Annotated in this window: 13 protein-coding genes, 1 tRNA gene, 1 pseudogene and 1 riboswitch; of the genes and pseudogenes, 3 read left to right on the top strand and 12 right to left on the bottom strand. The window is 73.8% G+C overall.

Going from position 1 to position 18,533, the window contains the following annotated elements; genetic code table 11:
- Window positions 1–152: 152 nt before the first annotated feature.
- The 3 genes from IH61_RS0116340 to IH61_RS0116330 form a co-directional block, all read right to left on the bottom strand.
- Complete coding sequence (locus IH61_RS0116340) at window positions 153–593, bottom strand: DUF2752 domain-containing protein (RefSeq protein ID WP_078911146.1); 441 nt, start codon at window positions 591–593, stop codon at window positions 153–155.
- Window positions 594–595: 2 nt separating this feature from the next.
- Window positions 596–871: a TM2 domain-containing protein gene (locus tag IH61_RS0116335; protein ID WP_031070254.1), complete on the bottom strand. Its 276-nt coding sequence runs from the start codon at window positions 869–871 to the stop codon at window positions 596–598.
- A gap of 217 nt (window positions 872–1,088) precedes the next feature.
- The gene (locus IH61_RS0116330; protein WP_051837212.1) at window positions 1,089–2,924 is read right to left on the bottom strand and encodes a DEAD/DEAH box helicase; all 1,836 of its coding nucleotides are present in this window, start codon (window positions 2,922–2,924) and stop codon (window positions 1,089–1,091) included.
- A 307-nt stretch (window positions 2,925–3,231) separates the two neighbouring features.
- Here IH61_RS0116330 and IH61_RS0116325 point away from each other — a divergent pair, with 307 nt between their 5' ends.
- Window positions 3,232–3,663 (top strand): SsgA family sporulation/cell division regulator, encoded by a 432-nt coding sequence (locus IH61_RS0116325; protein WP_031070250.1) that lies wholly within the window; start codon window positions 3,232–3,234, stop codon window positions 3,661–3,663.
- A gap of 64 nt (window positions 3,664–3,727) precedes the next feature.
- Here the strand turns inward: IH61_RS0116325 and IH61_RS0116320 are convergent, their stop codons facing one another.
- The 3 genes from IH61_RS0116320 to IH61_RS0116310 are packed head-to-tail and all read right to left on the bottom strand — an operon-like array spanning window position 3,728 to window position 8,237.
- Window positions 3,728–6,277, bottom strand: coding sequence for a rhomboid family intramembrane serine protease (locus IH61_RS0116320; RefSeq protein WP_051837189.1), 2,550 nt, complete (start codon window positions 6,275–6,277; stop codon window positions 3,728–3,730).
- Window positions 6,274–7,599, bottom strand: coding sequence for an alpha/beta hydrolase (locus tag IH61_RS0116315; RefSeq protein ID WP_051837187.1), 1,326 nt, complete (start codon window positions 7,597–7,599; stop codon window positions 6,274–6,276). The genes IH61_RS0116320 and IH61_RS0116315 overlap by 4 nt, the downstream gene beginning before the upstream one ends.
- The gene (locus IH61_RS0116310; RefSeq protein ID WP_051837185.1) at window positions 7,596–8,237 is read right to left on the bottom strand and encodes a class F sortase; all 642 of its coding nucleotides are present in this window, start codon (window positions 8,235–8,237) and stop codon (window positions 7,596–7,598) included. Before IH61_RS0116310 ends, IH61_RS0116315 begins: the two co-directional genes overlap by 4 nt.
- Window positions 8,238–8,662: 425 nt before the next feature.
- Between IH61_RS0116310 and IH61_RS0116305 the strand changes: the two genes are divergently transcribed.
- Window positions 8,663–9,958: a lipoprotein gene (locus IH61_RS0116305; RefSeq protein WP_037972858.1), complete on the top strand. Its 1,296-nt coding sequence runs from the start codon at window positions 8,663–8,665 to the stop codon at window positions 9,956–9,958.
- 3 nt (window positions 9,959–9,961) lie between these two features.
- Here IH61_RS0116305 and IH61_RS0116300 read toward each other — a convergent pair whose 3' ends face one another.
- Both IH61_RS0116300 and IH61_RS0116295 read right to left on the bottom strand, forming a co-directional pair.
- A complete protein-coding gene (locus IH61_RS0116300) occupies window positions 9,962–11,401 on the bottom strand; it encodes an MFS transporter (RefSeq protein ID WP_031070239.1) in 1,440 nt (479 codons plus the stop codon).
- A gap of 129 nt (window positions 11,402–11,530) precedes the next feature.
- Window positions 11,531–11,845: a DMT family transporter gene (locus tag IH61_RS0116295; RefSeq protein WP_031070237.1), complete on the bottom strand. Its 315-nt coding sequence runs from the start codon at window positions 11,843–11,845 to the stop codon at window positions 11,531–11,533.
- A 42-nt stretch (window positions 11,846–11,887) separates the two neighbouring features.
- A riboswitch (guanidine-III (ykkC-III) riboswitch) is annotated at window positions 11,888–11,953 on the bottom strand.
- Between the two features lie 84 nt (window positions 11,954–12,037).
- Between IH61_RS0116295 and IH61_RS0116290 the strand changes: the two genes are divergently transcribed.
- Window positions 12,038–12,109, top strand: a tRNA-Cys gene (locus tag IH61_RS0116290).
- A 91-nt stretch (window positions 12,110–12,200) separates the two neighbouring features.
- On the opposite strand, the gene IH61_RS0116285 is transcribed toward IH61_RS0116290, so the two are convergent.
- The 4 genes and pseudogenes from IH61_RS0116285 to IH61_RS0116270 all read right to left on the bottom strand — a co-directional run bounded on the left by IH61_RS0116285 (window position 12,201) and on the right by IH61_RS0116270 (window position 18,490).
- The gene (locus tag IH61_RS0116285; protein WP_031070235.1) at window positions 12,201–14,531 is read right to left on the bottom strand and encodes a xanthine dehydrogenase family protein molybdopterin-binding subunit; all 2,331 of its coding nucleotides are present in this window, start codon (window positions 14,529–14,531) and stop codon (window positions 12,201–12,203) included.
- A gap of 562 nt (window positions 14,532–15,093) precedes the next feature.
- Window positions 15,094–15,550: pseudogene (locus tag IH61_RS48530) on the bottom strand ((2Fe-2S)-binding protein); the annotation flags it as partial.
- Between the two features lie 71 nt (window positions 15,551–15,621).
- On the bottom strand, window positions 15,622–16,488 hold the full coding sequence (locus IH61_RS45975) for an FAD binding domain-containing protein (RefSeq protein WP_051837209.1): 867 nt from the start codon (window positions 16,486–16,488) through the stop codon (window positions 15,622–15,624).
- Window positions 16,489–16,798: 310 nt separating this feature from the next.
- Entirely contained in the window at window positions 16,799–18,490 is a 1,692-nt protein-coding gene (locus tag IH61_RS0116270; RefSeq protein ID WP_031070231.1) for a beta-N-acetylhexosaminidase, read from the bottom strand.
- Window positions 18,491–18,533 lie beyond the last annotated feature (43 nt).

Genomic DNA, 18,533 nt, shown 5'->3' with positions numbered 1-18,533 from the left:
TGTCGGGACGGAAGTGGTTGTCCAAAATTCGGGCGTGATCGTCACCTACGCCGTCGGGAAATCCGGATGAACCGCCTCATATCACCCGGCCGATCGGCACACGGGTTCGGACCCGATCCGAAAACCGGACACATCGGGTCAGAGGGAGTCGCTCACCAGAGGTTGCGCACGACGGCCCACACCACGGCCGTGCCGAGCACCGCCGCCGTGCCGCGCCGCCCGAGCGGAGGGCTCCAGCTGCGCCCGGCGAGCCCCTCGCGCAGCCAGGTCAGGTACATCAGGGCGACCAGCGGGAGCGAGAGCAGCAGCAGCGCGTTGTCGTGGAAGGCGGCCGCGAGGTCGCCGTGCAGCAGGTCGTACGTCATCCGGGTGCCGCCGCATCCGGGGCACTGCAGGCCCGTGACCCGCCGGAAGGGGCAGAACGGCAGCACCTGCCCGGGCAGGTGGGGGTTGCGCGTCCACAGGTACACCGACCCGGTCACTCCGCCGAGGAGGGCGGCGAGCGGGAGGCCCGCGGTCCGCAGGCGCGCGGGCACGGCGAAGCCGCCCCGGCCGGAACCGGGGCGGCGAGCCGTGCTGGGGGTGTCGCGCAAGGTCAGCCGCGCAGCAGACGACCCTGGGCGTCCGTGCGGTCGTTGCTCACCAGGAACATGATGCCGTCGATCAGGGCCCAGATGCCGAAGCCGCCGCAGGTCAGGAGCTGGGCGACGCCCATGCCGATGTGGCCGGTGTAGAAGCGGCCGATGCCGAACCCGCCGAGGAACAGCTGCAGGATGCCCGCAACGATCTTCGACTTGTCCGAGTACTCGGGCTGGCCCGGGTAGTACGGCTGGCCCGGGTACGGCTGGCCGGGCTGAGGGGGGTACGACACGTTCGCTGCGCTCCTTGAGTGACAGATCCGGCGCGGCGGACGGCCGCTGCCGGGTGGTGAGGCACGCGAAACACTAGCGACTCATCACACCGGTTGTCTTCATGAGTCCCTCACGTATACCGGAATGTCATATCGCACTACGTTTTCTGAATTGCCCCCACCGCCTGCCCCGCCCCACCGGCACCCGCCCCGCCCGCGGAATCGCCCTGGCGGACCGTTACTTCGCGGCCCATTCACGAATGCGGGCGATCCGCGCCTTCAGCTGGTTCGCCGTCGCCTGCGCGGTGAGCGGCCCTCCGCACTCGCGGCGCAGCTCGTTGTGGATGGTGCCGTGCGGCTGGTTGGTGCGGTGGTGCCAGGCGGCCACCAGGGCGTTCAGCTCCTTGCGCAGCTCGCGCATCTCCTGGTGGGTGACGACCGGCCGCTGCTCGGCCGGCATCTCCAGGAGGTCGGCCTCCTCGGCGGGCTTGGTCTTGCTGCGCTGGATCTGCCGGTGCTGACGCTTCTGCAGCAGCATCTGCACCTGGTCGGGTTCCAACAGGCCCGGGATGCCGAGGTAGTCCTCCTCCTCCTCGCTTCCCGGGTGGGCCTGCATGCCGAATTCCATGGCGTTGTACAGCACGCGGTCGAAGACGGCCTCGGAGCCGAGCGCCTCGTACGAGAACTCCTCGCCGCCGGCGCCGTCGGGCCCGTCGTTGGCCTTCTCGGCCTCGGCGAGCAGCCGGTCCTCCTCGTCGAAGAGGCCCTCGCCCTCCTTCTTGGGCCGGTCCAGCACGTGGTCGCGCTGGACCTCCATCTCGTTGGCGAAGCCGAGCAGCATCGGGATGGTCGGCAGGAACACCGAGGCGGTCTCGCCGCGCTTGCGGGCGCGCACGAAGCGGCCCACGGCCTGGGCGAAGAACAGCGGGGTGGAGATCGAGGTGGCATACACGCCGACGGCCAGCCGGGGCACGTCGACGCCCTCGGACACCATGCGGACGGCGACCATCCAGCGCGAGGTGCCCTCCGAGAACTCGGTGATCCGCTTCGACGCCTCGGCCTCGTCGGAGAGGACGATGGTGACCTTCTCGCCGCTGATCTCGCGCAGCATCTTGGCGTAGGCGCGGGCCACGTTCTGGTCGGTGGCGATCACCAGGCCACCCGCGTCGGGGATGGCCTTGCGGACCTCGGTGAGGCGCCGGTCGGCGGCCTGGAGCACGGCGGGGATCCACTCGCCCTGCGGGGAGAGCGCGGTGCGCCACGCCTGGGCGATGAGGTCCTTGGTCATCGGCTCGCCGAGCCGGGCCTCCAGCTCGTCGCCGGACTTGGTGCGCCAGCGCATGTTGCCGCTGTAGCTGAGGAAGATCACCGGGCGGACGACGTGGTCGGCGAGCGCGTGCCCGTAGCCGTAGGTGTAGTCGGCGACGGACTTGCGGATGCCGTCGCTGCCGGCGTCGTACGCGACGAACGGGATCGGGTTGGTGTCCGAGCGGAACGGCGTCCCGGTCAGCGCGAGGCGGCGGGTGGCGGGCTCGAAGGCTTCGAAGCAGGCTTCGCCCCAGGACTTGGAGTCACCGGCGTGGTGGATCTCGTCCATGATCACGAGGGTCTTGCGGGCCTCGGTCCGGTTGCGGTGCAGCATCGGGTTGACCCCGACGCCCGCGTAGGTGACCACGATGCCGTGGTACTCCCGGGAGAGCGGCCCGGAGGAGTACGCCGGGTCCAGCTTGATCCCTATCCGGGCGGCGGCCTCGGCCCACTGCTTCTTGAGGTGCTCGGTCGGGGCGACGACGGTGATCTGCTGCACGAGGTGGTTGTGCAGCAGGTACGAGGCCAGGGTGAGCGCGAAGGTGGTCTTGCCTGCGCCGGGGGTCGCGACCGCGAGGAAGTCGCGCGGCTGGGTCTCGATGTACCTGTCCAGCGCGCCCTGCTGCCAGGCCCGCAGCTTGCCCGCGGTGCCCCAGGGCGCGCGGCCGGGGAAGGCCGGCGACAGGTGGTGCGAGGAGGCGGGGGCGGCATGGCCCACCGGCCGGACGGGCGCCTGCGAGTCAGGCGCGTCGGAGAACAGCGGCATCGAGGAGGCGGCGGCGGTAGACACGGGCTCCGAGGGGGATCATCGCAGGTCAGAGGCGTTTTCGAGGCCCCGCCCCGCGGTCGGTCGGCGGTCGGACAACCCGCCCAGCCTACCGGGCCGCCGCCGAACGGGCCTCCAGGCGGCGGCCCGTGCCGGGCCACCGCGGCCGGAAATCGGTGTGACGCGGATCACAGTGAATCACCCCGTGAACCGGGTAATCGCATCCCTCCACGGTGCTCTCAACCAATGCGGGGCCGCTCCACCCCCCTGCCCTCACGGCCCCGCAGCAGAACGAAGGGATCCACCCGTGCACAACTCCGTCGAAGAGACCGCCCAGGCCCGCCTGATCCTCTCCCCGCAGCGCTCCGCCCGGCTCCGCGTCCTGCTGACCTACCTCCCGGAGGACCCGCTGGCCGTCCGGATGGCCTTCCCCGCCGAGTTCTCCCTGGACGGCGACGCCACCGGCGGCCCCGAGGCCGAGGACATCGTCTGGGTCTTCGCCCGCCAACTGCTCGCCTCCGGCCTGGAGCTGCCCTCCGGCGCCGGCGACGTCCACGTCCGCCCGGCGGTCGGCCGCCGCACCCTGGTCGAGCTGCGGGCCCCGGAGGGCACCGCCCTGATCCAGTTCGACACCACCGACCTGCGGCGTTTCCTGTGGCGCAGCCGCCTGCTCGTCCCCGAGGGCGAGGAGCACCTGCACCTGGACGCCGACCGCGCGCTCGCCGAACTGCTCGGCTGACGGCGGTACGGCGTCCGGGAGCGCCCGCACGCGCTCCCGGCCGTACGACCGTCGCACCGCGGCTTCAGCCCGACAGCCGCCGCATCAGCCGCACGCCCTGCGCGGCCGTCAGGTGCGGCAGGTACGCCTTGCCGATCGCCCTGGTGATCGCCGGCAGCGCCGCCGGGTCGGAGTAGCACATGTACATCGGCCGGTACTCCGGCTGGAACTTCGCCTTGAACGCCAACAGCGACCGGAAGCCGTACACCGGCTCCAGCACCCCGCCCATCCAGTCCAGCATCCGCTCCAGCCCGGTGGGCTCCTCGTCCTGCCCGGAGCGCGCCAGCGGCGCGCCGGAGAGCGACAGGAAGCGGGCGCCCTCCTCCTTGAAGCCGAGCGCGGCCGAGGCGATCAGGAACTCGCTGACCCCGCGGAAGCCCTCCGAGCGCCGGCGCATGAAGTCCAGCGTCCAGCCGACCGGCACGCCGTCCTCGTAGACCGGCATCCAGCTGGTCAGCCCGTGCACCGTCCGCTGCGCGTCCACCGCGACCAGCACCCGCACGTCCGGGTCGTCCAGCTCCTCCAGGCCCCCGAGGGTGAAGCCCATCTCGGGCAGGCCCTTCTCGGAGACCCACTCCTCGGAGATCGCCCGGATCTGGTCCTTCAGGGCCAGTGGCGCCTCGTGGTACGACCACCACTCGGCGGTGATGCCCTGCTTGCCCGCCTTGTTGAGCGCGGTGCGGATGTCCTGCCACTTCTTGCCGGTGAAGGCCAGCTCGGGCAGGGGCACGACGGTGTCCTCGGCGACCTGCAGCGAGCGCCAGCCCAGCTGCCCGGTGGCCGCCCTGGTCTGCGGGGAGACGCTGTAGAAGCACGGCGTCCAGCCCCGCGCGTCGCAGTGCCGGGCGAAGCCCGCCACGGCGGCGGCCCGGTCCTCCGGGGCCCCGAACGGGTCCCCGGTGGTCAGCGCGACCGTGCCCAGCAGCCGGTAGGCGACGGCCGACCGGCCCTCCTCCTCGAACCAGTAGTGGTTGCCGTCCCAGGTGGTGATGAAGGACAGCGTGCCGCCGCCGTGCTCGGTGAGCAGCGCCCTGGCCCGGGCGGCCGCGTCCGCGTCGGTGTGCGGCACCGGCCGCCGGAAGGAGGTCAGCAGCGCGCCCAGCGCGACCACCCAGAACGCCAGCCCGCAGTACGTCTCCAGGAACAGCGCCACCGGGCCGACGGCCACCGGGTAGTCCGGCAGCAGGTCGTTGTACGCGGGCGGCAGGAACTGCGCGGGCAGCCCGTTGACCAGCCCCCGCACCCCGGCCCCCGGCTCGAACTGGTCGGCCGCCAGCCGCCCCAGGCCCACGTACGCGGCGGCCGTGACCAGCGCGGCGCCGCCGACCAGCAGGCCGATCCGGCGCACCGCCCGGCCGGGCAGCCGCAGCGGGAAGCGCTGACGGGTGGCCAGCAGCAGCGCGGTGGTCAGCAGCGGCAGCAGCATCGCCTCGACGAAGTACTGCACCAGGTCCCGGTCCACCGGCCCGGCGTCCAGGTACAGCCAGCCCAGCAGCGCCACCCAGAGCAGCTCGGTGGCGACGGTGATCCGCCAGGCGAACCGCAGCCCCCGGCGCAGCCCCTCGGCGAGCACCAGCAGCAGCGCCGGGAACAGCGCGGCCATCAGCCGGCCCGGGGTGTCGAAGATCCGCTCGACGGCGTGCGCGCGGGCGCAGTCGTGCGCCGACACCGCGCAGAATTCGGCGACCTCCTCCGGGCTGAGCCGGTGCGAGAAGTACAGCTCGGAGAAGGTGTTGAACGGCCCGCTGGCGTTGTCGTACAGCGAGGCGATCAGCGGCCCGAAGGCGGCGGCGACCAGGCAGAGCGCGACCAGCACCCTGGTCTCGGCGTGCGAGGAGCGGTGGCTGCGCAGGTACGGGCGGCCGCGGCCGATCAGCGCGCCCACGCCCAGCCCGGCCAGGGCCGCGGCGCACCGCTGGACGCTCTGCAGGTGGCCCACGTACAGCGTCATGACCAGGGGGACGAGCAGCACCATCAGGTGCAGCCGTCGCCTCCACAGCACGGTGAGCCGGTAGCCGAGCACCCCGGCCAGGGCGAACAGGCCCACACCGGGGCCGATCGAGGTCTGGTCGGCGACGGAGACGGTCCACTGCTCGCCGGCCAGGGAGCCGGCCTTGATCAGCCCCGTCCCGGCGAGGGTGCCGACGACCTGTCCACCGACCAGCACCGCCAGGGTGCGCAGCCGTCCGAGCCGCTGCTCGGCGGCCGGGCCGACCAGGAGCAGCAGCAGGCTGGTGAACACGTAACTGCCGAGGCCCGAGCACCACAGCAGTGAGGTCAGCGGCGTCCACCAGCGCCCCTCGGCGAGGGTGGGCAGGCCGACGCCGGCGTGGGCGAGCACCCGGGCGGACGGGCCGTGGGCGAGGCTGCCGGTGGCGGCGCCGATCGTCCACAGCCCGACCAGCAGGGCCAGCGTGAGCGGCGCGGCGCGCAGTCGGGCGCCGAGGGCCCGCGGCGCCCGGCGCAGCCGCTGCCCGCGCGAGCCGGGCGTCCCGGTGACGGGGGCCGGGGCGGGCGCCCGCTCGGTCCGGGGGGAGCGCTGCTCGACGGCGAGCGCCGTCGCGGTCCCGCTCACCGGATCAGTCCCGTCTGCCGGGCCAGCCAGGGCAGCTGGTCGGCGATGGCCGGACGGAAGACCATCCAGCCGTGGCCGCCCGGCGCCGTCGCGAACGTGGCCTTCATCCCTGCCCCCTGAACGGCTTTGTAGACCTTCTCCTGCTGCGGCCGGAAGATCCCGTCGCCCTCGCCCACGACGACGGCGATCGCGGTGTCGGGGAACTGGCGGCGGGCCATCACCTGGAGCGGGTCGATGGCGTCGAACTTCGCCGTGTCACCGCCGAAGGCGGCCTTGACGGTCTCGGCGCGGGTGCCGAGCGTCGGTTCCTCCTGCCCGGAGATGTCCAGCACGGTGCCGTACACCTCGGGGGCGTTGACGCCCAGCTGCAGCGCGCAGGTTCCCCCCATGGAGGCGCCGCCGATCGCCCAGGACCTGCGGCCGGTGGCGGTCTGCAGGTTCTTCTGGGCCCAGTTGGGCACGTCCTCGGCGAGGTAGGTCTGCATCTTGGCGATCTTCGAGTCCATGCAGAGCGAGTTGTTCCAGGTGGCGCCGAGCTGGTCGGGCATCACCACGATCGGGGCGAGGCCCCCGTGCTTGGCGGCGAAGGCGTCCATCAGCTCGTCGACCTGGCCCTGGTGCACCCACTCGTCCGGCGCGCCGGGCTGACCGGTGATCAGCACCAGGACGGGCAGCAGCGGGCGCGGGCTGGCCTGGTAGGCGGGCGGCAGGTAGATGTACGCGTTGCGGCCGTGGAACCCGGACTTGGTGCCGGGTATGTGCGCCTGGGAGACGGTGCCCTTGGCGGGCAGGCCGGGCGGGGGCGTCCAGACCTCCTCCAGCACCTTGTCCGGCGGGGCGGTCGCGGTCTCGGCGGACTTGGTGGTGGACAGCATCGCCGTCCTGTCGAGCCAGGGCGCGAGCATGACGCGGCCGTTCGGGTACATGTCGAACCCGATGTTGACCTCGGAGGCGGCCATCAGCAGCACCAGCGAGCCGAGGCCCAGGCCGAGCACCCGGCGCGGCCAGGTGCTGCGGCGCATCCGGTAGGCGGCCAGGCACAGACCCAGCAGGGCGGTGGCGACCCACCAGGTGACGTACCGGGGGGTGCCCTCGGGGAAGGGGTGCCACCAGTCGTCCACCAGGTAGCCGAGCAGCAGGCTGAGCCCGGCGGCGGTGGCCAGCGCGGCGGGAAGGCCGAAGCGCCACCAGGAGCGGTCGCGGCGCAGCGCGAGCAGGATGAGCGCCGCCCAGCCGACTGCCTGGACGGCTTGCGGGATCGGGCCGTGGGTGAGCGGCCAGTCGAGCGGGTTCCAGCGGGAGGCGAGCGTGAGCGTGGTCATGCGGCTTTGCCCGGCGGCTTGGTGTCGGCCAGGAAGCCGTAGGCGACGACGTTGCCCTCGTAGCCGTGCTCCTCGCTGTACGCGCCGCCGCAGGTGATGACCCGCAGCTGTGCGTCGGCGGCCTGGCGGTAGACCCGCTCGTCCGGGAAGTCCTTTCGGTCGTGCACTTCGATGGCGTACAGCTGGTACACGGCGGTGGCGCCGTCGGCCCGGGCGATCTCGATCCGGTCTCCCCGGTGGAGCGCGCCCAGGTGGTAGAAGACGGCCGGGCCCGACTTGTTGTCGACGTGCCCGGCCAGGATCGCGGTGCCCCGCTGGCCGGGGCTGGCGCCGCCCCGGTACCAGCCCGCGAGGTTGCGGTCCTCGGCCGGCGGGGCCTGGAGGTGGCCGCCCGCGTCGAGGCCGAGCGCGGTGACCGGGGCGTCCAGCCGTACGGACGGGATGCGGACGCGGGTCGGGGCGGACGGGCCCAGCGGCGGGACGATCGAGACCGGGGCGATGCCGGACTGCGCCTGACCCGCGCCCGGGGCGGGCGGCAGGGTGAGGGAGGCGCCGCCGTTCAGCATCCAGGCGCCGAACACCAGGGCCGTGCCCGCGGCCAGGGCGCCCGGCCAGGGGCCCCTGCTCCGGACGTCCACGAGCGCTCCCCTCTGTCGATCCGTCGACCCCGTCGGAACCGGAAACCCGGATTCCTGGGAACTTCCTGAGAACCCATTCAATCGGATCGAACCGTAAGCCACGTCGGCACGACGGTCACATCGACACCCGCCGATCGGCAGGGCTCGCGCCCCGACGACAGCGCCGAGCGCCCGGTCGGCCACGGAGAGCGACCTCTCCGCCCGGCGTTCCCCGGCGCGGCGACCGGCCCGGTACGTGCTTCGACGAATGCTCCGCGCGTTCGGTTGCGTCAATCGAGCGATCGCCCACGACCACTCGCCGAGCCGCGACGGGCTCCACCACCCGCGTGCCATGCTGACCCGGTCACGGGTTCTATCACCCCACTTGTCCGACCGGACTTTCGCACGCCTGCACGCCTGCCGAACGCCTCATGAACGGAGTGACCATGGACGCTCTCTCGCGCCGCACCCTGCTGGCCGCCGGCGCGGCGACGGCCGCCACCCTGGCGGCCGGCTGCGGGGGCAAGGGAGGCGGCGGAGGGGAGCACGCGGCCGGGACGGCGAGCAACGCGCCCGGGCCGGGCCCCTCCTCCTCCGAGCAGACCGCCACCCCGGCGCCGGTGCCCCAGCCGAAGGTCGTGCTGATCGGCGACGGCTCCACCTCCGACACCGGCGCCCAGCCGTACCAGCCCGTCCCCGAGAAGCTGCAGCCCGGCCAGCGGCCGCCGCAGTTCGTGGTCTTCTCCTGGGACGGCGCCGGCGAGCTCGACAACGGCCTGTTCGCCCGCTTCCGCAAGCTGGCGCAGGAGCACGACGCCAGGATGACGTTCTTCCTCAGCGGCCTCTACCTGCTGCCCGAGTCCAAGAAGGACCTCTACCGACCGCCGCAGCACAAGGTCGGCGCCTCCGACATCGGCTACCTGAGCGACCAGCACATCCGCGACACCCTGCAGAACGTCCACGCGGCCTGGCTGGAGGGCCACGAGATCGGCACCCACTTCAACGGCCACTTCTGCGGCTCCACGGGCGTCGGGAAGTGGTCCCCCGAGGAGTGGGACAGCGAGATCCAGCAGGCGATGGACTTCGTGACCAACTGGCGCACCAACACCGGCTTCACCGACCTGCCCCCGCTGCCCTTCGACTACTCCAAGGAGCTGATCGGCAGCCGCACCCCCTGCCTGGAGGGCCAGCGCAACCTGCTGCCCACCGCCGTCAAGCGCGGCTGGCGCTACGACAGCAGCGGCAACGGCACCCAGGTCTGGCCGCAGAAGATCCAGGGCGGCGCCCTGTGGGACCTCCCGCTGCAGTCCATCCCCTTCCCCGGGCACACCTTCCAGGTGCTGTCGATGGACTACAACATCATGTACAACCAGTGCGGCCCCAACACCAAGGCCGACCCGGCGCTCCACCCGGGCTTCCAGACCCAGGCCCGGGACTCCTACCTGATGGGCTTCGAGCGCACCTACAACAGCAACCGGGCGCCGTACGTGATCGGCAACCACTTCGAGGAGTGGAACGGCGGCATCTACATGAACGCCGTCGAGGAGGCCCTCAAGCAGATCGCGGGCAAGCCCGAGGTCCGGCTGGTCTCCTTCCGCCAGCTCGTGGACTGGCTGGACGCCCAGGACCCGGCGGTGCTGCGCAAGCTGCAGACCCTGGCCCCGGGGCAGTCCCCGGCGGGCGGCTGGGAGTCCTTCCTCGGCACCCCGTCCGCCCCCGCCACACCCGTCCCCACCTCCTGACGGTCAGGCCCGGGCGCGGACCCGGCCGGCGAGCAGCGCCCCGAGGAGCGCGACCCCGGCCATGGTCAGCAGGATCACCGCGAAGGCGCCGGCCGAGCCGGCGCCTTCGGCGCTCCCGTGGGCCACGGCCATCGAGCCGCCGCCGAGCGCCGCGAACATCACCCCGGCCAGGCCCGTCAGCAGCACGTTGCCCAGCGCGTCGCTCATCTGCAGCGCGGCCGAGTTGGCCCCGGCGTCCTCCGGCGCGGACAGCTTCATCATCAGCACGCTGACGGACGCGACCGTCAGCCCCATCCCGATGCCGCCCACGCCCCAGGCCAGCGCCGCCGCCCAGGCCGGCACCGCCGGGACGAGCACCAGCGCGGCGCCCGCGATCGCCACCGTGCTCAGCACGAAGCCGCCGCGGATCATCACCGCCCGGTAGCGCTCGGCCCCGGGCCGCCCCTGGAGCCAGGAGCCCAGCGCCCAGGAGAGCCCGCCGCTGGTCAGGGTGAGCCCGGCCAGCGTCGGCGACAGGCCGCGCTGGGTGACCATCATCAGCGGGATGAACGCCTCGGCCGCGAAGAACGCCCCGGCCGCCACCCCGCGCAGCAGGATCACCGTCGGCAGCCCCCGCCCGGAGCGCAGGGTGCCCTTCGGCAGCAGCCCGAGGACGGCCGGGGCCAGCAGCGCCACCCCGGCCGCACCGGGTATCAGGCCGATCAGGTCGAGCCGCTGACCGGCGTACTGGAGCAGACCGGCGCCCACCGCGGCCATCGCGGCCAGCAGGGTGCGCCGCCGGTCGAAGTCCGCGCCCCTCGGCGCCGGGTGCTCGCGCTCGGAGCGGGCGAGCGCCGGGCCCATGACGGCCAGCGGCAGCAGGATCAGCGCCGGCACGGCCAGGAACACCCAGCGCCAGCCCAGGTGCTGGGTGACGGCCCCGGCGACCAGCGGGCCGACGATCGAGGGCAGCACCCAGGCCGAGGAGAAGGCGGCGAAGACGGCCGGCCGCAGCCGCTCCGGGTAGGCCCGGCCGACGACCACGTACAGGGCGACGATCACCAGCCCGCCGCCCAGCCCCTGGATCGCCCGCCCGGCCACGAACACCCACATGCCGGGCGCCGTCCCCGCCACCACCAGGCCCGCGCCGAACACCGCGATGCCCGCGAACAGCGGCTGCCGCGGCCCGCGCCGGTCGCACCACTGGCCGGAGACGACCAGGGCGAACAGCGTGGTGGTGAAGTAGCCGGAGAAGGCGAAGGCGTACAGCTCGAGGCCGTCCAGCTGCCGGGCGGCGACCGGCATGGCGGTGTTGACGGCGGTCGCCTCGAAGGCGATCACCAGGACCACCGAGACGATCCCCAGGGTCAGCGCCCGGTAGCGCCCGCCGAGCACCCCTCCCCCGGGGTCGGTTCCGGTGGGTGGGGAGGCCGCGTCGACCGAGGTGGGGGAGGCTGTGGTCATACGTAGCATCGTAAGTGCCGTCCGGGTCGTTGACCCCTGACGGAAGTCGCTGAGTTCCTCGGCCTCCGGACGTAGGACCAGCCGCCGGCACCGCCAGCACTGACCGCACCGCCGGTACCGCCGGTGCGGTCAGTGCAGCACCTTGAGCCCCACCACGCCGGAGACGATCAGCAGCAGGCAGCCGATCCGGGCCGCCGTCACCGCGTCCCCCAGCACGGCCATGCCGTACAGCGCGGTGCCGACCGCGCCGATGCCGACCCACACCGCGTACCCGGTGCCGATCGGGATGGTGCGCATCGCGTACGCCAGCCCGCCCATGCTGAACAGCAGGGCGACGCCGAAGACGATGCCGGGGACGGGACGGGAGAAACCCTTGGACGATTCCAGGGCCACCGCCCACACGGTCTCCAGGAGACCGGAGACGATCAGAACGAGCCAGGCCATGACGGCCACCTCCGCAGTTCACAGCGGCCGGATTGCCGCTGAACTGCGCCGTCTTGTCGTCACCGGGTACGACGCGCTCGTCCGGGGTGGCGGGAAAACAGCCACCGATTCCCGACGGTAGCACACATTGCCATACAGAATTTACAAAGCGGCGTTGACCCTCTTCCTGAATTCCGTCATCCTGAATTCACTGGCCGTGTGCCCGAGTGGCTTAGGGAACCGTCTGCAAAGCGGTGCACGCGGGTTCGATTCCCGCCATGGCCTCGAGGAATGGAATTGCCGGTCGGCCCGAAAAGGAGCCGACCGGCAATTCCGTATTTCCCGTTCCTCGTTTCCCGTGCGCCCCGCCCGCCCGTCAGGCCGAGACGGCGTCCTCCGGCCTGATCGGCAGCCGGCCGACCGGCAGCCCGGTGGCGGCCCGGACGGCGGCGGCCACGGCCGCCGGGGCGACCACGGCGGGGGCTGCGCTGACGGCCTTGGCCCCGAAGGTGGCCACCACGTCCCGCTCCTCCAGCAGCGCGGCGATCCGCACGTCCGGGGTGTCCAGCGAGGTGGGCAGCCGGTAGCCGGTCAGCGAGGGGTTGAGCAGCACGCCGCCCTCGGTGCGCAGGTCCTCCAGCAGGGCCAGGCCCACGCCCTGGGCCACGCCCGCCTCGATGCGGTCCTCGATCTGGCGCGGGTTCAGCGCCCGGCCGACGTCCTGGGCGACGGTCATCTCGACCACCCGGACGGCGCCCAGCTCGATGTCCACGTCCACCACCGCGCGCATCGCGCAGAAGGAGATGGAGACGAAGGCGTCGCCGTGCCCGTCCTCGTCCAGCGGCTCGGTCGGGTGCGGGCGGCACTGCGCGGTGGCCCACAGCTCCTTGCCCTCCAGCGCCTCGGCGACCGGCATGCCGAGCACCCCGTCGTAGGAGGTGATCTTGCCGTCGGCGATCTGGAGCAGCTCGGCGGACATCCCGAAGTTGGCCGCGATCGGCTGGAGCAGCTGGTGGCGCACCATCAGCGCGGCCCGCTCGACCGCGCCGCCGGAGACCCAGGTGTGCCGGCCCCGGGCGGAGGGCCCGGCGACGGACTGGTCGCTGTCGGCCGGCGCGAGGTAGACCTCGCTGACTCCCAGGACGGTCTGCACGATCTGCCGGGCCAGCGTGGCGAAGCCCTGACCGGCGTCGACGGCCGCGCAGATCACGGTGGCGTGGTCGCCGCTGACCCGCACGGTGGCGGTGGACACCTCGTCCTCGCCCTCGGCGCCCAGCATGTGCACCATGCCGACGGCGTAGCCGATCCCCCGCCGCACCGCCGACGGGTCCCCGGCACCGCCGGGCCCGCCCGGCAGCAGCCACTCGGCGTCCGGGTCGTCCACCGGCAGGGCCGGCAGCGGCTCGGCGGCCACCGCGTCCAGCAGGGCCCGCACCGGCGCCGGGCAGGTGACGGCCTGTCCGGTGGGCAGCGGGTCGCCGGTGGCCATCGCGTTGCGCCGGCGGATCTCCACCGGGTCCACGCCCACCCGGGCGGCCAGCTGGTCCAGCTGCGACTCGTACGCGAAGCACGCCTGCAGCGCGCCCTCACCGCGCATCCGGCCGGCCGGCGGGTTGTTGGTGCGCACCGCCCAGGCGTCCACGAAGACGTTGGGGCAGTTGTACGGGCCGACGGAGAAGGCCGTCGCGGCGGCCAGCGCCTCGGCGGAGACGTCCGCGTAGGCGCCGCCGTCCAGCAGGATCTGCGCCTCGACCTTCACCAGGACGCCTTCGGCGTCGGCGTGGTGGCGGTAGCGCAGCAGCGCGGGGTGGCGCGAGGTGTGGGTGTGGAAGGACTCCTCGCGGGTGAGGGTCATCTTCACCGGGCGGCCGGTGCGCAGCGCCAGCAGCGCCAGGGTGACCTGGAAGGAGAGGTCCTCGCGGTCGGTGGTGGCGCCGGGCACGCCGGTGGCGACCAGTCGGACGCGGTCCGGCTCCAGGCCGAGGCAGGCGGCGGTGCGGTCACGGTCGCCGTGCGGGTCGGTGGAGGACAGGTGCAGCTCCACCCCGCCGTCCGGGCGCGGCACGGCGAGCCCGGCCTCGGCGCCCAGCGGGGCCGGGTCCTGACGGCCCACCTGGTAGAGGCCCTCGACGATGAGCTCCCCGGCGGCCTCCGGGTCCCCGGTGCGCAGCGGCAAGTGGCGGAAGAGGTTGCCGTCCGGGTGCAGCGGCGGGGCGGTGAACGCCTGCTCGGGGTCGGTGACGGCCTCCAGCGGCTCGTAGTCGACCGCGATCAGGCCGACCGCCAGCCGGGCAGTGTCCGGGTGGTCGGCGGCCACCGCCGCGACGGGCTCGCCGTGGTGGCGCACCACGCCGACGGCCAGCACCGGCCGGTCGGCGACGATCGGGCCGGACGGCGCGCCGTCGGGGCTGCCGTCCGGTCCGGGCGGCAGGTCGGCGCCGGTGACGACGGCGTGCACGCCGGGCAGGGCGAGCGCGGCCGAGGTGTCGATGCCCCGGATGCGCGCGTGCGGGTGCGGGGAGCGCAGCACGGCGCCCCAGAGCAGGCCCTCGGCCCAGAGGTCGGCCGCGTACGGGTAGATGCCGAGCGCCTTGGGCAGGGCGTCGGTGCGCAGCGGGGAGCTGCCCAGGCCCGAAGCCTCCGGTGCGGCGCCGCCCGCGCCGCCGTCCTGCTGGAGTGCTGCGCCGATGTCGGTAGGCGACGTCATGATGCGTGGTCGTCCTCGGGGAGCCGGATGCCGTGGGCGGGGGTGGCGTGCGGGGGCACGGCCGTCGTGTCGTAGCCGGGCAGCGGGGTGCCGTGCGCGGGGGTGGGCTCGTAGACCGGGGCGTCGTACCCGGATTCGTAGCCGGAGTCGTGGCCGCTGGACTGTTGGTAGCCCTCCGGGTAGCCGGCGGGCACGAAGGTGCCGTGGGCGGGGGTGGCCTGGTACGGCTGCTCGGGGTAGCCCTGGGCCTGCCGGTAGACCTGGTCGTCGGCGGCCTGGGCGGGGATGCCGCCCTGGTGGGCCGTCAGGGCGGAGGTGTCGTACACGCCGGTGTCGTAGCCGTCGGCGGGGGCGGTGTACGGGGCGGCCTCGATCCAGGCGTCCGCGTCGGTGTAGACGGGCGCGTCGACGGCGGGCTCGGGTGCGGGCCCGGCGGCGGCGGTGGCCTCGGCGGCCGGCTCCTCCGCGACGGGGGCCGGGGCGGCGGCGGGCGCCGGGGCCGGGGTCTCCTCGGCGAGGGCGGACGCCTCCGCCGCCTCGGCCTCCAGGGCGCGGGCGTCGGCGACGGTCTGGACGGCGGCCAGGACGCCCCGGTAGCCGGTGCAGCGGCACAGGTTGCCGCACAGGGCCTGGCGGGCCTCGACCTCGGTGGGCCGGTGGTTGCGCTGGAGCAGGTCGTGCACGGCCATCGCCATGCCGGGGGCGCAGTAGCCGCACTGGACGGCGCCGGAGGCGGCCAGGGCCTGCTGGACGTCACTGGCGCCGCCGGCGGCGGAGAGGCCCTCGACGGTGCTGATCTCGCAGTCGGCGGCCAGCGCGGCGGGCACCAGGCAGCCGGCGACCAGCTGGCCGTCCACCTGCACCGAGCAGGCGCCGCACTCGCCCTGCTCGCAGCCGTCCTTGGCGCCGGCCAGGCCGAGGCGCTCGCGCAGCACGTAGAGCAGGCTCTCGCCGATCCAGGCGTCGGTGACGGGCCGTTCGAAGCCGTTGACCCTCAGGGTGTACGAGGCGCAGGGGCGCAGTTCGCGGCTGACCTGCGGGGTGCCGAGGCCGAGCGGGTCGGCGTCGAGGATCTCGATGGGGTCCGTTGTCACTTCAGCGCCCTTCCCAGTGCCCGGCGGGCCAGCACCGCCACGGTACGCCGCAGCCGCACGGCCGCCACGGTCGGCCCCTCGGTGACGGCCTCCCAGGCGCCCTCGGCCCCGTAGTCGGCGGGGACGCAGGCGGCGGCCACGTACTCGCCGAAGGCGGCGGTGGCGGCCGGATCGATCTCCCGGCTGCCGTCCCAGTCGATGCAGCCGGCCACCCAGGCTTCGGCCTCCAGCGGGCGCAGCGGCACCGGGGCGACGGCTCCGACCGCGCAGCGCACGCCGCGCCGGGCGGGGTCGAGGACGAGGGCGACGGAGGCGCCGGCGCGGGCGGGGCCGCTGCGGCCGGTGGCCTTGAGGAAGACCTGCGGGGCGTGCAGCAGGGGCACGCGCACCCAGGTGAGCAGTTCGCCGGGGCGCACCGGGTCGAGCCCGGTGAGCAGGTGGCTGACGGGCACCTCGCGGGTGCCGCCGGCGTGGGCGAGGGTGACGCTCGCCTCCAGGGCGGTGAGCACCGGGAGGGTGTCGCCGGCCGGGGCGGCGGTGACGATGTTGCCGCCGAGGGTGCCGACGTTGCGCACCTGCGGCGGGCCGGCGGTGCGCGCGGCGTCGGCGAGCGCGGGGATGAGCGCGGCGAAGTCGGGGCGGTCCATCCGGGCGTGGGTGAGTCCGGCGCCGAGGACGGCGGTGCCGCCGTCCTCGTAGCGCCAGCCGCGCAGTTCGGTGATGCGGCCGAGGCCGAGGAGGGAGGCGGGGCGCAGCCGTCCGGCGTTGACGGCCTCCATCAGGTCGGTGGCGCCGGCCACCGGCACCACGCCCGGGGCGGTGGCCAGCGCGTCGACGGCCTCGTCGAGCGAGGCCGGCAGCATGATCGTCCGGTTCACCTGGGTCCCACCGTGCTCCACTTGCTCATCGATCGCCTGCCGCCGCAGCCCCGGCCGTGTTGTCCGCGTCGGCAGCCCGGCCTGGCCCGTAGGGTACGGGCGATCGGGCCGGGTTGGGCAACTCTGGCACACAATGCTCGATGATCATTTCGGGGCCTGTGAACGAGGCTGCCCGATTGGGACGGATACCGGGCGGTATCTGCCCCGACCCGGGTCGGGCCTGGGCAGATGTTCATCTGTTCTTGACGTCAGATGATCGTTCATTAGTTCCCGAAGAGGTCCCCGGGCCGGTCCGTCATCGAACCGGCGGCGGTCCGTCGATCGGCCGGCCGACCACCCCGGGCCACCGCTGCCAGGGGTGCGGGCCGTCGACCGGGCGGTACTCCACGCCGAGCGCGTCCAGCACCCGCAGGTGCTCCCCCAGCCGCCGTTCGAAGCCCGCCCAGTCGCGCTCGGCGCCCTCGCGCGGCAGGTCGGACCAGGCCACCTCGGCGAAGGCCGCGAGCCGGGGGAAGGCCCGGTAGTCGATGTCCCGGGCGCTGTGCATGAACTCGCTCCACAGGTTGGCCTGCGTCCCGATCACGTGCCGGGCGGCGGCCGCGTCCAGCTGCGGCGGCACCGGCTCGAAGCGGTAGACGTCCTCCAGGGTGCGCACGAAGCCCACCGGGATCGGCTCGTCCGGCCCGTCCGCCTGCCGATGGTCGAAGTAGACGTACTGCTCGGGGCACATCACCACGTCGTGCCCGGCCTCCGCCGCCGCGATCCCCCCGCCGAACCCCCGCCAGGACGACACCGCCGCACGTGACCGCCCCCACGCCTCCGGGCGCTCGGTACCCGACGCCGACGCTCCTCCCTCCGGCGCTCCCTCCTTCGGCGTGGTGGCAATGGCCAGCCCGCCCTCCAGGATCTCGTCCCAGCCGATCAGCCGGCGCCCGCGCGCGGCCAGCCAGCGGTCGAAGTGCCGGATGAGGTGGCTCTGCAGCTCGTCCTCGTTGGCCAGGCCCAGTTCGCGGATGCGCGCCTGGGCGGCGGCGCTGTCCTTCCACTGCTCCTTGGGGCACTCGTCGCCGCCGAGGTGGACGAACTCGGACGGGAACAGCTCCAGCACCTCCTCGAGCACGCCCTCGAAGAAGCGCAGGGTCTCCTCGGAGGCGTTGAGGACGTTCGGGCTGACTCCCCAGTCCGTCCAGACGCCCAGCGCGGAGGTGTCCACCACGTCGGTGTTGCCCAGCTCGGGGTAGGCGGCCACGGCGGCCTGGGTGTGGCCGGGCAGGTCGATCTCGGGGACGACGGTGATCCCGCGCTCGCCCGCGTAGGCGACGATCTCGCGCAGGTCGTCCTGGGTGTAGTAGCCGCCGTGCGGCCGGTCGTCCCGGCGCTGCCCGGCCCGGTAGCCGACCATCGAGCGCTCCCGCCAGGCGCCCCGCCCGGTCAGCCTCGGGTAGCGCCTGATCTCCACCCGCCAGCCCTGGTCGTCGGTCAGGTGCAGGTGCAGCACGTTGAGCTTGTGCGCGGCGATCAGGTCGACGAAGCGCAGCACGTCGGCCTTGGGCAGGAAGTGCCGGGCGACGTCCAGCAGCACCCCGCGCCAGCCGAACCGGGGCGCGTCCTCGACGTCCACGCCGGGCAGCACCCACCCGTCCCGGCGCAGCGCGGAGCGGCGGTGGGCGTCCGGGCCGAGCAGCCGCCGCAGGGTCTGCGCGCCCCACAGGGCGCCGGCCGGGCCGCCCGCGGTGATCAGGGCGTGGCCCGGGCGCACCGTGAGCCGGTACGCCTCGGCGGCCAGCGCCCCGTCCAGGACCAGCTCGATCCCCTCGCCCGCCCGGCCGGGGCCGAGCGGCAGCCCGGTGGCGGCGCCCAGCGCTCCGCGCAGCCAGCGCTCGGCGTCGGCCAGGGCGGGCGGCGCGGTCAGCGTGGTGGCGGCGTCGAGGGGGAAGTCCTCGCCCGGGCGGCGGACGGCGCTCGAGGGTGCGGGAATGAGGTCCATTCCGACATCCTGCCCCGGCCCGATCGACCGGCACAGACCACTG

The organism is Streptomyces sp. NRRL WC-3742 (assembly GCF_000720635.1).
Classification (GTDB): Bacteria; Actinomycetota; Actinomycetes; order Streptomycetales; family Streptomycetaceae; genus Kitasatospora.
This window is presented reverse-complemented; position numbering and strand designations above follow the sequence as displayed.

Excerpts from the sequence above, each read along its gene's own strand:
- IH61_RS0116330 (WP_051837212.1), bottom strand. The coding sequence starts at position 2,924 with ATGCCGCTGTTCTCCGACGCGCCTGACTCGCAGGCGCCCGTCCGGCCG.
- IH61_RS0116315 (WP_051837187.1), bottom strand. The coding sequence starts at position 7,599 with ATGACCACGCTCACGCTCGCCTCCCGCTGGAACCCGCTCGACTGGCCG.
- IH61_RS0116305 (WP_037972858.1), top strand. The coding sequence starts at position 8,663 with ATGGACGCTCTCTCGCGCCGCACCCTGCTGGCCGCCGGCGCGGCGACG.
- IH61_RS0116300 (WP_031070239.1), bottom strand. The coding sequence starts at position 11,401 with ATGACCACAGCCTCCCCCACCTCGGTCGACGCGGCCTCCCCACCCACC.
- IH61_RS0116295 (WP_031070237.1), bottom strand. The coding sequence starts at position 11,845 with ATGGCCTGGCTCGTTCTGATCGTCTCCGGTCTCCTGGAGACCGTGTGG.
- IH61_RS0116285 (WP_031070235.1), bottom strand. The coding sequence starts at position 14,531 with ATGACGTCGCCTACCGACATCGGCGCAGCACTCCAGCAGGACGGCGGC.
- IH61_RS45975 (WP_051837209.1), bottom strand. The coding sequence starts at position 16,488 with ATGCTGCCGGCCTCGCTCGACGAGGCCGTCGACGCGCTGGCCACCGCC.
- IH61_RS0116270 (WP_031070231.1), bottom strand. The coding sequence starts at position 18,490 with ATGGACCTCATTCCCGCACCCTCGAGCGCCGTCCGCCGCCCGGGCGAG.